The 14,004-nt window shown below is 61.9% G+C and carries 9 protein-coding genes; 4 read left to right on the forward strand and 5 right to left on the reverse strand.

What is annotated here, in order from left to right:
• Positions 1 to 95: 95 nt before the first annotated feature.
• Positions 96 to 3,302, reverse strand: coding sequence for an efflux RND transporter permease subunit (locus tag JO965_RS32830; RefSeq protein WP_203446222.1), 3,207 nt, complete (start codon positions 3,300 to 3,302; stop codon positions 96 to 98).
• Positions 3,303 to 3,332: 30 nt separating this feature from the next.
• Positions 3,333 to 4,568, reverse strand: a complete 1,236-nt coding sequence (locus JO965_RS32835; protein WP_371826980.1) for an efflux RND transporter periplasmic adaptor subunit — start codon at positions 4,566 to 4,568, stop codon at positions 3,333 to 3,335.
• A 523-nt stretch (positions 4,569 to 5,091) separates the two neighbouring features.
• Here JO965_RS32835 and JO965_RS32840 point away from each other — a divergent pair.
• Positions 5,092 to 6,135 (forward strand): IS110 family transposase, encoded by a 1,044-nt coding sequence (locus JO965_RS32840; protein ID WP_203439317.1) that lies wholly within the window; start codon positions 5,092 to 5,094, stop codon positions 6,133 to 6,135.
• 478 nt (positions 6,136 to 6,613) lie between these two features.
• On the opposite strand, the gene JO965_RS32845 is transcribed toward JO965_RS32840, so the two are convergent.
• The 3 genes from JO965_RS32845 to JO965_RS32855 form a co-directional block, all read right to left on the reverse strand.
• Positions 6,614 to 7,639, reverse strand: a complete 1,026-nt coding sequence (locus JO965_RS32845; RefSeq protein ID WP_203445607.1) for an IS110 family transposase — start codon at positions 7,637 to 7,639, stop codon at positions 6,614 to 6,616.
• A 91-nt stretch (positions 7,640 to 7,730) separates the two neighbouring features.
• Positions 7,731 to 8,939, reverse strand: a complete 1,209-nt coding sequence (locus tag JO965_RS32850) for an ABC transporter substrate-binding protein (protein WP_203446224.1) — start codon at positions 8,937 to 8,939, stop codon at positions 7,731 to 7,733.
• 381 nt (positions 8,940 to 9,320) lie between these two features.
• Positions 9,321 to 9,821: a MarR family winged helix-turn-helix transcriptional regulator gene (locus JO965_RS32855; RefSeq protein WP_203446225.1), complete on the reverse strand. Its 501-nt coding sequence runs from the start codon at positions 9,819 to 9,821 to the stop codon at positions 9,321 to 9,323.
• A gap of 179 nt (positions 9,822 to 10,000) precedes the next feature.
• On the opposite strand from JO965_RS32855, the gene JO965_RS32860 reads away from it, so the two are divergent.
• The 3 genes from JO965_RS32860 (at position 10,001) to JO965_RS32870 (ending at position 13,988) form a co-directional block, all read left to right on the forward strand.
• Positions 10,001 to 11,467, forward strand: coding sequence for an aldehyde dehydrogenase (locus JO965_RS32860; protein WP_203446226.1), 1,467 nt, complete (start codon positions 10,001 to 10,003; stop codon positions 11,465 to 11,467).
• Between the two features lie 46 nt (positions 11,468 to 11,513).
• On the forward strand, positions 11,514 to 12,350 hold the full coding sequence (locus JO965_RS32865) for a p-hydroxycinnamoyl CoA hydratase/lyase (RefSeq protein ID WP_203446227.1): 837 nt from the start codon (positions 11,514 to 11,516) through the stop codon (positions 12,348 to 12,350).
• Between the two features lie 75 nt (positions 12,351 to 12,425).
• Positions 12,426 to 13,988: an AMP-binding protein gene (locus JO965_RS32870; RefSeq protein WP_203446228.1), complete on the forward strand. Its 1,563-nt coding sequence runs from the start codon at positions 12,426 to 12,428 to the stop codon at positions 13,986 to 13,988.
• Positions 13,989 to 14,004: the final 16 nt, after the last annotated feature.

Genomic DNA, 14,004 nt, shown 5'->3' on the forward strand with positions numbered 1-14,004 from the left:
TGAGGCTTCTTCCAAATCGATCCATGAATGGCGTTCCGTTATTTGGGCAGGATTGGCAGAGGGGCGCCGGCTCAAGCAGCGTCCCATGCATTTGATCAGCTCGCCATTTCCTTCACCGGGTGCGCATTCGCAATCGGACCCGGTGCGACAGGTTCAGGCTCATGTTGAAGATGGCGGTTCCCCGCCAACCGGCGCACCAAGACATAGAAGACTGGCGTGAAGAACAGGCCGAATGCCGTCACGCCGATCATGCCTGAGAACACGGCCACACCCATCGCAGCTCGCATCTCGGCGCCGGCGCCCGTCGACACCACCAGCGGCACGACGCCCATGATGAACGCAAGCGAGGTCATCAGGATCGGCCGCAGACGCAGTCGACTGGCCTCGATCGCCGCTTCTACGGGAGTGCGCCCCTCGAACTCGAGCTCACGGGCGAACTCCACGATCAGGATCGCGTTCTTGGCGGAGAGGCCGACCAAGACGATGAGCCCGATCTGGGTGAACACGTTGTTATCGCCTGCGGTCAGCCACACACCGGCCAAAGCAGCAAGCAACGCCAGTGGCACGATCAAGATGATCGACACTGGAAGGGTCAGGCTCTCGTACTGCGCTGCCAGCACCAGGAAGACGAGCAGGATGGCAATCGGAAAGACCAGGATCGCCGAGTTGCCAGCCAGGATCTCTTGGTAGGTCAGCTCGGTCCACTCGGCCCTGAAGCCCTTCGGCAGGGTCTCGGCCGCGATCCGCTCGACCGCTGCCTGCGCTTGGCCGGACGAATACCCCGGGGCCGACTGTCCGTTGACGTCGGCCGACAGGAAGCCGTTGTAGCGCATGGCGCGCTCCGGTCCCACGCTCGGCTGGATGCTCAGCAGGGCTGTCAGCGGAACCATCTCGCCCGAGATCGACCGAACCTTGAGGTAGCCGACGTCCTCGGCACGCGCCCGGAAGGGAGCATCCGCCTGGACGCGCACGGAGTAGGTCCGGCCGAACTTGTTGAAGTCGTTCACGTAGACCGAGCCGAGATAGATCTGGAGTGTGCTGAATACATCGGAGACCGGAACCCCAAGCTGACGCGCCTTGGCGCGATCGACATCCGCGTAGAGCTGGGGAACGTTGATCGAGTAGCTCGAGAACAGCCCCGCAAGTTCGGGCGCTGCCGTAGCCTTGGCCAGAAACTCCTTCGTGGCCCGGTCGAGCACCTCGTAGCCGAGGCCGGCCTGATCCTCGATCTGCAGCTTGAAGCCGCCGATCGTGCCCAGACCCTGCACCGGCGGGGGCGGAAACATCGCGATCACGGCCTCCGAGATGGCGGCGAACTGCTGGTTCAGCTGACCTGCGATTGCTCCAGCCGCGAGGCTCGGGTCCTGACGTTGCTCAAATGGCTTGAGCGTCAGGAACACGATGCCTGCATTCGAACTGTTGGTGAACCCATTGATCGACAGACCCGGAAACGCAACGGCGTTCTCAACGCCGGGGTGCTTTAGCCCAATATCCGTCATCTGCCGGATGACGTCCTCTGTCCGGTCGAGGGTGGCAGCGTCCGGCAGCTGGGCGAAGCCGACCAGATACTGCTTGTCCTGCCCGGGTACGAAGCCGCCCGGCACGGTCTTGAACAGGAAACCCGTCGCGCCCAGCAGGGCGACATAGACGACCAGCATCAGAGCCTTCGTCGAGATCGCCCGCCGCACGCCAGTACCATAGGCACTGGACCCGCGATGAAAAACAGCATTGAAGCGCCGGAACAGCCAGCCGAACAGCGTGTCGATGAGCCGAGTGAGCCGGTCCCTCGGCGCCTGGTGATCGCGCAGGAGAAGGGCTGCTAGGGCGGGCGACAGGGTCAGCGAGTTGATCGCGGAGATCACCGTCGAGATTGCGATGGTAACGGCGAACTGCCTGTAGAACTGCCCGGTCAGTCCGCTGATGAACGCCAGCGGGATAAACACGGCGACCAGCACCAGCGCGATGGCGACGATCGGCCCGGAGACCTCCTGCATGGCCCGATAGGTCGCCTGCCGGGGGCTCAGCCCCTTCTCGATATTCCGCTCCACATTCTCGACCACCACGATGGCATCATCGACCACGATACCGATGGCCAGCACCAGGCCGAACAGGCTCAGGGCATTGATGGAGAAGCCCAGGACATGCAGAACCGCGAACGTGCCGACGATCGAGACCGGAACGGCGGCAAGCGGGATGATGGACGCCCGCCAGGTCTGCAGGAACAGAACCACCACGAGCACCACCAGGAGCACGGCCTCAAGCAGCGTGTGGACCACCGCATTGATCGATGCCCGCACGAACTGGGTCGTGTCGTAGACGATCTGGAAGTCGATACCTTCCGGCATGTTGGCCTTGATGTCCGCCATCTCGGCGCGAACCTTGTCGGCGATCTCGATGGCGTTCGATCCCGGCGCCTGCAGGACCGGAATCGCCACGGCCGGCTTGTTATTTAGAAGAGACCGCAGGGCGTAGTCGGCGGCACCCAACTCGATGCGGGCGATGTCGCGCAAGCGGGTAATCTCCCCGTTCGCACCAGTTTTGACAATGATGTCGCCGAACTGCTCCTCATCCTGAAGGCGGCCCTGCGCATTGATCGACAATTGATGATCGATTCCCGGCAGACCCGGCGAAGCGCCAACGACGCCTGCTGCTGCTTGCACATTCTGGGCCCGGATCTCGTTGACGACGTCGCCGGCGGAGAGACCATGTTCGGCAATCTTCTGCGGGTCGAGCCAGACGCGCATGGAATAATCGCCGGCTCCGAACAGCTGGACCTGCCCGACGCCCTGGATGCGGGCGAGCCGGTCCTTGACGTTGAGCGCCGCGTAGTTGCGCAGGTAGGTGACGTCATAGCGGCTGTCAGGGGAGAGCAGGTGCACGACCATCATGAGATCAGGTGAGCTCTTCACGGTGGTGACGCCCAAGCGCCGCACCTCCTCAGGCAGCCGGGGCTCGGCCTGTGACACCCGGTTCTGGACGAGCTGTTGCGCCTTGTCGGGATCGGTGCCGAGGGCGAAAGTCACGGTCAGCGTCAGCACACCGTCCGTGGTCGCCTGGCTGCCCATGTAGAGCATGTCTTCGACCCCGTTGATGGCCTCCTCGATCGGGGCGGCCACGGTCTCAGAGATGACCTTTGGATTCGCGCCTGGATACTGCGCTCGGACGACCACCTGCGGCGGCACGACCTCGGGGTATTCCGAGATCGGCAGGATCCGCAGGGCCAGCAGTCCGACCACGAAGATGAGCACCGACAAAACCCCGGCAAAGACTGGGCGATCGATGAAGAAGCGGGAGATGTTCATGGCGTCGGCCCTCAAGCCTGTGGCGTGCGATCAGTTCTCCGCGGAAGCGGAAGAACTCCGTGTTTGAAGTGCGGCGGATGCCTCGGGCTGCGGCGCGATCAGGGCTCCGGGACGGACCTTCTGCAGCCCGTCGACAATAATCCGTTCCCCTGCGTTCAGGCCGCTGGTGACGATGCGCCCGCCGTCGACGGCTGCACCGAGCTTGATCTCGCGGTAGTTCGCCTTGTGAGCCGGATCGACGACGAGCACATACTTCTTGTCCTGGTCGACCCCGATGGCCCGCTCGGGCACGACCACCGCAGGGGTCGTCCTGGCCTGCCCCAGCCGGATGCGGGCGAACTGGCCTGGCATCAGATGATCACCGCTGTTGTCGAATACCGCCCGCACGCGGACCGTGCCGCTGGCGCCATTGACCGTATGGTCGATGAGTTGCAGCTTGCCGCGTACGACCTCGGCCTCCGGTCCGGAGCGCATCTCAACCGGGATGCGCGCGAGATGTTCACGCCGGTCGCCTCCGGCCGGCAGCGTCTCGAGAGCCCGCTGGACCGCGCGCTCATCGGCATCGAAGCTCACATAGATCGGGTTGATCGAGACGAGCGTCGTCAGGACCGGAGCGCCAGATCCACCATTGACGAGATTGCCTGCGGTAACCTCGATTTTGCCCACCCGTCCAGAGATCGGCGCGCGCACCTCGGTATAGGACAGATTGAGGCGAGCGGTCGTTGCTGCGGCTTGCGCCGCACGCAGACTGGCCTCCGCCTCGCGTAAGCTGTTCTCGCGCGTGTCAAGGTCGCGTTGTGTGATCGTCTGGTTGGCCGTCAGCTTCATGCCGCGATCCAGCTCATTGCGCGCGAAAGCAATCCTTGCCTCGACCGCGCTGATCTGCGCCTCCGCCCGCTCGACTTCGGCACGATACGGTTCGGGATCAATGGTGAAGAGAAGATCTCCGTGCCTTACCAAAGATCCTTCTCGGAAATGAACGGCCTGGATGGCGCCTGGAACGCGGGGACGCAGATCGACGCGCTCGATCGCCTCAAGGCGGCCTGAAAATTCCTGCCATAGCGTAAGCTCGTGTCTGCCTACGGCGACCACAGTCGCAGGCGTGGCAGAGGGCGCCGGTCCCGTGTCGCTGCCCTGGGTACTCGTGCTGCCGATTGCAAACCAGAGAGCTGCACCACCAAGGAGCAGTGCTATCACCCTAGAGGGCGTACGTGGAACAGGCCTGGGGAAGATTGTCATGAGCGAGCGATCCATTCGAAGGGCCATCAGAGGGCCTGAGTGATGTCGAAACCGTACCGATTGGTATAGTATCGATTGGTAGGTTACGAAAGAGGGATGCCAAAGATTTTAGATCGAACGGTATAAAAAACATGGCATAAGGCTGACCCAGCGGCACCAATGTGCGCTGACGCACGTGCCAGCCGATTTCACGGGGTCAGCGGAAAACCAGCCGCAACAAGACGCTCTGGCCAATCCCGAGCCCTTCCGGTTTCTGTGCAAGGAGCGTTCGTGTATGCCAGAGTCTCAGGCCACGGGGTTGAGCCGGCCCTCGCGCTATCGCGCTGGCTCAGGCTGCAATCCGTTCGCAGGATGAACGATGGCACCCGAGAGGCATCGGTTTCGCGGTTTAGGAGCGGCGCTGTCCTGTCTGGATGGCGCCCGTTTGGCAATGTGATTGTTGTTGACGTTTGGGCCGAGCGGGGCGGGTGCTGTTGGAGTGGACGGCCCCCTTACGGCATCGCTGTGCCAGAATGAGGTCGTTGCAGATCTCAGTCACAGGAGACCGTCCATGGACCAGATTATCCGCATCGGAATGGATACGTCAAAGCACGTCTTCCAACTGCACGGCGTGAATGCCGCCGAGGAGCCGGTGCTGCGCAAGAAGCTGCGGCGCCAGGATCTGATCACCTTCTTTGGCAAGCTTCCGCCCACCGTAGTTGCCCTTGAAGCCTGTGGGGGCTCGCACCATTGGGCGCGCCTTCTGCAGTCGTTAGGGCACCAGGTGAAGCTGATCGCGCCGCAATTGGCCAAGCCGTACGTCAAGCGTGGCAAGAACGATGCGGCTGATGCCGAGGCGATCTGCGAGGCGATGAGCCGGCCCACCATGCGCTTCGTGCCGGTCAAAACAGCCGACCAGCAGGCGGCCTTGATGCTGGTGGGCGTGCGCGATCGCTTGATCCGGCAGCGCACCCAGCTGGTCAACGTGATCCGCGGCTATGCGGCGGAGTTCGGGCTCATTGCCCCTAAGGGGCTGTGCCGGATCGAGCCTCTGCTGGAGCGGGTCAAAACCGAGGAGACCTTGCCGGCTCTCGCCCGGGAGCTGTTTGCGATGCAGGCCACGGAGTATGCGCAGCTGCAGGCCCGATTGGAGGAGATTGAAGATCGCCTCATGGCTTGGCACCGCGCCCATGAGATCAGCCGACGCTTGGCCAGGATTCCTGGGGTGGGTCCGATCGGCGCTGCGATGTTGGTGATGAAGACGCCTGCACCCGAGGCCTTTCGCTCGGCCCGCCACTTTGCCGCCTGGCTTGGCTTGACCCCGAAGGATCATTCCACCGCCGGCAAGGTGCGGCATGGGGTGATCACGCGGGCCGGTGACGAGGCCCTGCGCAGCGTGCTGGTGGTCGGGGCGACTGCTGTCATCCGGCAGTTGCGGCGCGGCCAGAGTGCGCCGCCTTCGCCGTGGCTGGTGGCGTTGCTCCAGCGCAAGCCGCCCAAGCTGGTTGCCGTGGCGCTGGCCAACAAGATCGCCCGCATTGCCTGGAAGCTGATGGTGACAGGGGAGAGCTACAAAGCCCCAGCGTCAGTATCGGCAGCGGCGTGCGCTGTGTAGAGATCAGCCCGACATGAGAACCCTTCAAGCGCTCTCGTGTTGAGCTGGTGTCGGACCTTGCAAGGAAGCGAGCAGATGGTGTGATCGATCGATCCAGACGGTGAGACACTCCGCACATGACTGTGGTCTGGCGAGGCCGCGGTGCTGTTGGGAACTCACAGAGCGGACGCCATCTTGGCCAGCGGTCATGTGTGACTGCAATGAAAGGCCGGACATATGACCGCAAGCGATCCGATCAAACCATGCCGAAATCTTCTTGCGAGGCGGGGGCCGTCCACATAAGCCATGTGTACGGCCTCATCTGCGGCCATTCACATGCCGCGGGCCCGGATGGAGTTCGCGGATCAGGTCCAATTCAAGGCGGCGCGCTCAAGGCGCGTTGTTGCACACTGGTTTTCCTGCTCCCGTTTCATCGACCGTTGCGCCATCTCTCTCCTTCGACCTTCCTCCGCCCCAACCGCCCCACAGACGCGAGCGCTTATACGCTCACGGCCGGAGCTCGGTAGATCCCGCCCCTGGCCATCAAGGCCCAGATGACGCGAGCCATCTTATTGGCCAAGGCCACCCGCACCAGCATCGGCGGCTTGCGGGCCAGCATTCGTGCAAGCCACGACCCTGCCGGAACTCCGTTGCGGGCCGCCCAGCGTAAGACGCCGCTGGCGCCAAGGATCAGCAAGCGCCGCAGCGTCCGCTCGCCCATCTTCGAGGTGGCGCCGAGCTTCTGCTTGCCGCCGGTCGAATGCTGCAGGGGCGTGAGTCCCACCCAGGCGGCAAAGTCCCGTCCGCGCTTGAAGGTCTCAGCGGGTGGGGCAAGCGCCGCCAATGCCACCGCAGTGACTGGGCCCACACCAGGAATGGTCATCAGCCGACGCGCCGTCTCATCTCTCTTAGCCCTCTCGGCAATCTCGCGATCCAGATATGTGATCTGCTCGTCCAACCGATGGAGCGCCTCAACCAGCATCTGAAGGATCGGTCGAGCGAGCTCCGGGATCGGTTCTGCCATATCCTCGACAGCCCGCACGAGGTGCGGGGCGTGAGCTGGCCCTTTCGGCACCACGATGCCGAACTCGGCCAGATGTCCCCTCAAAGCATTGATGATCTGGGTTCGCTGCTTCACCAGGAGATCGCGCGCCCGGAACACGACAGCGGCGGCTTGAGCCTGCTCGCTCTTGGGAGCCACGAAGCGCATGGTCGGGCGCTGGGCCGCCTCGCAGATCGCCTCAGCATCGGCAGCGTCGTTCTTCTGGCGCTTGACGAAAGGCTTCACGTAAGCCGGCGGGATCAGCCGGACCGCATGCCCGAGCCGGCCGATTTCACGGGCCCAATGGTGAGCGCTGCCGCAGGCCTCCATCGCCACCGTGCAGGGTGGTCGGCCAGCAAAGAACGTAAGAACCTGATGCCGCCGCAGCTTCTTGCGAAATAGAACCGCTCCGGATGCATCGGCACCGTGCACTTGGAACACGCTCTTCGCCAGATCCAAGCCAATCATGCTAACCTCTCCCATGGACGCCTCCCTTAAGTGGTGTTCAACACCTCCACTGTGGCACACTGAGGCCGTTGGGGGCGTCCACACCATCAAGGCGTCGGGCCGGAGTTCACTTGATGAACGGGCAGTTACCGTCCTTGAGCGGTCTGAAGACCTCATCGCCAGGCAAGGTGCTGACGAGCTTGTAGAGGTCCCAGTCTCCCTTCGACTCCTGCGGATTTTTGACCTGGAACAGGTACATGTCGTGCACCATGCGCCCGTCCTCACGCAGCGTGCCCTTCTCAGCGAAGAAGTCGGAGATCGGCTCCGCCCGCATGGCCGGCACGACGGCCTTGCCCTCGTCGGTACCGGCCCGTTCGATAGCTTTCAGGTAGTGGCGCACCGCCGAGTAGATGCCCGCCTGCGTTGGGGTTGGCATCGCTTTCTCCCGCTCGTAGAAGCGTTGAGCAAACTGGCGGGATTCCGGTGTGCGATCCCAATAAAAGGCTTCCGTGAGAAGCATGCCCTGCGCATCAGCCAGCCCAACACCCTTCATGTCCACAATGTTGGTGAGAAGCCCGACAAGCTTCTGTCCCCCCTTGGTCAAACCAAACTCTTGGGCCTGCTTGATAGCATTGGCCGTATCAGCGCCCGCATTGGCAAACGCGATCACCTTCGCGCCCGAACTCTGGGCCTGAAGCAGGAAGGAGGTGAAGTCAGTCGTGCCTAGGGGGTGACGCACGCTGCCCACGACTTTTCCGCCAGCGTGCGTCACCAACTCACCGGTATCGCGTTCCAACGCCTGGCCAAGAGCGTAATCAGCCGTGACGAAGTACCAGCTGTCACCACCCTGGGCGACAAGAGCCTTGGCGACGACCTGAGACAGGGCATAGGTGTCGTAGACCCAGTGCACACCGGTGGGAGAGCAGGCCGGACCTGTCAGGTCTGACGTTGCCCCCGCTGCGATGAGCGTGACCTTGCCCTTGTCCATAGCGAGCTTCTGCACCGCCAAGGCAATGGACGAGGTCGGCATATCGGCAACGGCATCGACCCCATCCTGGTCGAACCAGCGTCGGGCGAGGGTCGAACCTACGTCCGGCTTGTTCTGGTGGTCGCCGGCGAGAATCTCAACAGGCTTGCCGAGAACCTTGCCGCCAGCATCCTCAGCAGCCATGCGGGCAGCCGTCACGGACCCTTTGCCTGTGCTGGCCGAGTACGGTCCCGAAAGGTCGGTGAGAACACCGATCCGGACCGCATCGTTCGAGATCTGAGCACGAGCAGACATTGCTGACAAAACAAATGGCAGCAGAGCGGCCGCACAGAAATATCCCAGCTTCATCTTCGTTTCCTTCCCTCACTACGCTCTCTTCAAGGGAGCTTCTTGCCAGCTTTGGAGACGCTGTTGTTGTCCAGGGCACCAAACTGAAACGGTTCGCTTTAATCAGGAGTCTGGCCAACCCACTTTGTTGGGGAGGATTATTGTTATGCCTTATAACTTACGTCAAGCCTGGGATTGCAAAATTTCGCCTGGGCCTCAAGGTGCGCAACGAAACACCATGACATATTTACTCTACACCTGTCGAAGTTCTGAGCGATGAACTGCACACAGCGCTGGCTCAGGCGCGTCAGGTCGACCGCTCGCGCTCAAAGAAGCCTGTTGCGCTTGGCTCAATCAAGAGGAGTACGGATCCAGGGACGTTGAACGGCTTAACTCGCTCAATCAGGCCTCATCTCCGGCCCAAGAGGCATCCTGATTGCCAGCGTCTCCCCAGATGCGCTTGAGCACGGACAACATCGTTGTGCGCTCTTCATCTGTCATTCGAGCCAGGAACTTTGCTTCATGTTCAACGATCTTGACCCGCATCTCGTGGACCAGAACGTGTCCGGCATCGGTCAGATACAACGCATAGGAGCGCCGGTCGCTGGGAACCGGCTTACGAACCGCAAGGCCGCGAGCCTCAAGGATGTCGAACAGAGGCACGAAATTCGCTCGTTTGATCCCGAGCGCCTCCGCCACCTCCGTCTGCTTCCGGCCTGGGTTCAAGGCGATGAGGGATAGCACGGCATACTGCGTTGGGCGGATGTCGTAAGCTCCGATCGTCTCCGCAAAGTCACGCAGAATGACACCAGCGGCACGACGCAAATTGTACCCCAGGATATCTTCGACCAGTGACATCCGCAGCGTGGCCGGGGGAACTTCGACTTCAGCAGGCTTCGCCATGATATCTCGTACAAAAGACCGAATGCTTCAATCGTTATACAGCGGCTTAGATTTATATCTAGCAGGATAATTGTTATACATCATAGCTAAATTCTTGACGTGGGTGGATTGTTATGCCACATAACGTTGCCCAGCGCCAAACAACACAAACACCAAGCGCTCGTTCGTTGGAGGAAACCATGGACACCCAATCTGGAACGACGGTCGACCTCTTCATCAATGGCCAGACCGTACCATCCGGCAGCCAACGCCGCTTTGAGCGGAGAAATCCCATCACGGGTGATGTCGCGACCATTGCTGCTGCCGCTCAGGTCGAAGATGCGATTGCTGCCGCTGCTTCAGCGGCAGCGGCTTTCCCGGACTGGTCCGAGACCGGACCGAACGCCCGCCGGGCTCTCCTGCTGAAAGCCGCAGACGCTCTTGCCGGCCGTGCCGCCGACTTCGTCGCCTCGATGACGGCGGAGGCCGGCGCGACCGAAGGCTGGGCCCGCTTCAACGTGATGCTCGCCTCGTCCATGCTCCGCGAGGCCGCCTCGCTGACGACCCAGATCTCCGGAGAGATCATCCCATCCGACAAGCCCGGATGTCTGGCCATGGCCGTGCGCCAGCCCGTCGGCGTAATCCTCGGTATGGCCCCCTGGAACGCTCCGGTGATCCTCGGCGTGCGGGCGATCGCCACGGCCTTGGCGTGCGGCAACACCGTGGTGCTCAAAGCGTCCGAACTGTGCCCGCGCACGCATACCCTGATCGCTCAGGCTTTTGCCGATGCCGGTTTTCCGAAGGGCGTGGTGAATGTCATCAGCAATGCGCCTGACCAAGCCAGTGAGATCGTCAATGCGTTGATCGATCACCCGGCAGTGGCCCGGATTAACTTCACCGGGTCCACCCGCGTTGGCCGTATCATCGCGCAACGGGCGGCGGCTCACCTGAAGCCGGTTCTGCTCGAACTCGGCGGCAAGGCCCCGCTTCTCGTCCTAGACGATGCCGATCTTGACGAAGCCGTCAAGGCGGCGGCCTTCGGGGCCTTCTTCAACCAGGGGCAGATCTGCATGTCGACCGAGCGCATCGTCGTCGACAACGCGGTGGCCGATGAATTCATTGCCAAGTTCTCGGCCAAGGGCACCGTGCTGGTCGCGGGCGATCCTAGGGAGGGAAAGACCCCGCTGGGCTCCATCGTCGATCCGGGCGCCGCGTCCTGCATCCAGGCGCTCGTTGACGATGCCGTCGACCAGGGGGCAACCTTGCATCAGGCGGGTCAACGCGTTGGAACGCTGATGCCCGCAGCGATCCTCGACCATGTGATCCCCAAGATGCGGATCTACGGCGAAGAGTCTTTCGGACCCGTCGTGACTGTTGTGCGCGTCAACGGCGAAGAGGAGGCGATCCGTGTCGCCAATGACACCGAATATGGCCTCTCGGCCGCTGTGTTCACCAAGGACATCACCCGGGGATTGCGCGTCGCCAAGCGCATCAAGTCGGGGATCTGCCACATCAACGGGGCGACCGTTCATGACGAGGCGCAGATGCCGTTCGGCGGTGTGAAGGCCAGCGGCTACGGCCGCTTTGGCGGCAAGGCCGGCATCGACGCCTTCACTGAACTTCGCTGGATCACTGTCGAAACTCTCCCGGGTCAGTTCCCGATCTGACACTCAGCGCCTCGATGAAACGATTACAATAACCAGGAAGCCCACAATGAGCACGCAATCCCAGTCTGCTGGCGAAGAGGTGGTCAAGGTCGAATTCGAGAACGGCGTGGCCTGGGTCACGCTGAACCGGCCGGACAAGCGCAATGCCATGAACCCGACCTTGAATGCTCGCATGCATCGGGTCCTGGATGACCTGGAAGCGAATGATGACTGCAAGGTCCTGGTTCTGACCGGGGCAGGGGAGTCCTTCTCGGCCGGCATGGACTTGAAGGAATACTTCCGCGAGACTGAAGCCAAGGGGCACATCGCAGTGCGCCGCGCGCAACGGGACTCCTATGGCTGGTGGCGCAGGCTGCGCTGGTTCGAGAAGCCGACGATCGCCATGGTGAATGGCTGGTGCTTCGGCGGCGCCTTCTCGCCCCTGTTTGCCTGTGATCTGGCGATCGCCGCGGACGAGGCGCAGTTCGGTGTATCGGAGATCAACTGGGGCATCATTCCCGGCGGCAACGTGACAAAGGTTCTGGCCGATTTGATGAGCCAGCGCGACGCGATGTACTACATTATGACCGGCGAGACCTTCGATGGCCGCAAGGCGGCTGAGATGAAGATCGTCAACTTCTCTGTCCCCAGTGATCAGCTGCGCTCTCGGGTGCGGGCTCTGGCTGACAATCTGATGCAGAAGAACCCAGCCACCCTGAAGGCCGCCAAGGACGCTTTCCGGCGCGTGGTTGAGATGCCGTTCGATGCTGCGGAGGATTACCTTGTCGTGCGCCAGGAATCCCTGAACTACCTCGACAAGACCGAAGGACGTAAAAGGGGCATCAAGCAGTTCATCGATGACAAGACCTATCGTCCTGGACTGGGAGCGTACGAGCGTGATTGAGCGGCTGATCGCTCAGCCGTGACCCGCAGGCAACAGAATCAATCCGGCAGAAGATCGGAGTGAGGGAGGAGAGGCGTGCCGAAGACCAATCCAAGCAGGAACGGTGCCGGCGTCCAGTGGGAAGCCCCCGATGCCGTCGCATACCAAGCGACGGCGCAACCGGGAAAACTCGCGTGTGTGGATCTCGCGTCTGGGGAGCGCTTGACCTATTCCGAGTTGAACCGCCGCATCGACCAATGCGCCGAATGGCTGGTCAGCTGCGTCGACGAGGAGCCGGGGCAACGGATCGCCTATCTGAGCCGCAACAGCGTCGACATGCTCATCACGCATCTGGCCTGTGTACGGTCAGGGATGGTCTTCGTGCCTTTGAACTGGCGCCTTGCTGTCCCTGAACTCATTTGGCTTCTTAACGATGCCGCTCCCTCACTGCTTCTGTTCAGTGCCGACTTCGACGAGACATCTGCTGCATTAGGCGCGGAAATTCCCTCTCTGCGTCAGATCAAGGCGGCAGAGGCGAGAGCTGAGCAGGAGGCTGTTCCCGGCCGCCGGGTATTTGCGCCCCGTGACGCAGATACACCTTCGACGATCATCTACACGTCCGGCACCTCAGGACGCCCGAAAGGCGCTCTCCTGACCGAGCGGAACGCATTCTTCACCGCGTTCAACTTCGCCCTTGAGAAACGCATGGATCACACCTGCGTCTTCCTCTGCGATATGCCGCTGTTCCATGTGATTGGGATCCTGACGATCTCGCGCTCCACCCTGTTGCAGGGGGGCACGCTGCTGATCTCTCCAGGATTTGACCCGGCTCTCACGCTTGCACGGCTATCCGACCCTGCGTTGGGGGTCACGCATTACATGTGCGTGCCTCAGATGGCTCAAGTCCTGCGTTCCCAACCTGCGTTTGAACAAGCAGACTTGTCGCGTCTGGTTGCCTTCGGCACCGGAGGGGCTCCCAATCCTCCAGCGCTCATCCGTCGCTTTCTGGCCGAAGGCATTCCCATGGTCGATGGCTACGGCAGCAGCGAGGGTGGCACCATTCTCGGCATGCCCTTGGGCAACTTGCAGCGCATATCGGCTAAGGCAGGATCGGCAGGTCTGCCACCGGCTGCCGTCAGGGTCCGGCTGGTTGACGACAATGGCAACGATGTTCCGGACGGTGAGGTTGGCGAGATTTGGGTGCGTGGGCCGAACGTGTCGCCCGGGTATTGGAATCAGCCTCCCGCATCGGGGGATTTCGCCGGGGGCTGGTTTCGAACAGGGGATGCGGCTCGACGCGATGCCGACGGCTTCTATTACATCGTCGATCGCAAGAAGGACATGTTCATCTCGGGCGGAGAGAATGTTTATCCGGCTGAGGTGGAGGCCGCCATTCTGGAGATGGATGCTGTGGCTGAAGCCTGCGTGATTGGCATTCCGGACGATCAATGGGGCGAGGTCGGCTGCGCTTATATCGTTCCCCGATCAGGGATTGCGCTCGCCGACGCCGATGTTTTTGCTCACTGCGACACACGCCTGGCTCGCTACAAGATCCCGAAGCGCGTCGTGATTACCGACGAGTTGCCGAGAACCGCCTCCGGCAAACTTCAGAAGCACGTTCTGCGAGCGAAGTACAAGGAAGGTCAGCGGGTAGACTAGCTACCTCATCTGACAA

The sequence above is a fragment of the Microvirga sp. VF16 genome, assembly GCF_016864375.1.
Taxonomy (GTDB): Bacteria; Pseudomonadota; Alphaproteobacteria; order Rhizobiales; family Beijerinckiaceae; genus Microvirga.

What these genes read in the sequence shown, in the direction of transcription:
- JO965_RS32830 (WP_203446222.1), bottom strand. Translation starts at nt 3,302, where the DNA reads ATGAACATCTCCCGCTTCTTCATCGATCGCCCAGTCTTTGCCGGGGTT.
- JO965_RS32835 (WP_371826980.1), bottom strand. Translation starts at nt 4,568, where the DNA reads ATGGCCCTTCGAATGGATCGCTCGCTCATGACAATCTTCCCCAGGCCT.
- JO965_RS32840 (WP_203439317.1), top strand. Translation starts at nt 5,092, where the DNA reads ATGGACCAGATTATCCGCATCGGAATGGATACGTCAAAGCACGTCTTC.
- JO965_RS32845 (WP_203445607.1), bottom strand. Translation starts at nt 7,639, where the DNA reads ATGGGAGAGGTTAGCATGATTGGCTTGGATCTGGCGAAGAGCGTGTTC.
- JO965_RS32850 (WP_203446224.1), bottom strand. Translation starts at nt 8,939, where the DNA reads ATGAAGCTGGGATATTTCTGTGCGGCCGCTCTGCTGCCATTTGTTTTG.
- JO965_RS32855 (WP_203446225.1), bottom strand. Translation starts at nt 9,821, where the DNA reads ATGGCGAAGCCTGCTGAAGTCGAAGTTCCCCCGGCCACGCTGCGGATG.
- JO965_RS32860 (WP_203446226.1), top strand. Translation starts at nt 10,001, where the DNA reads ATGGACACCCAATCTGGAACGACGGTCGACCTCTTCATCAATGGCCAG.
- JO965_RS32865 (WP_203446227.1), top strand. Translation starts at nt 11,514, where the DNA reads ATGAGCACGCAATCCCAGTCTGCTGGCGAAGAGGTGGTCAAGGTCGAA.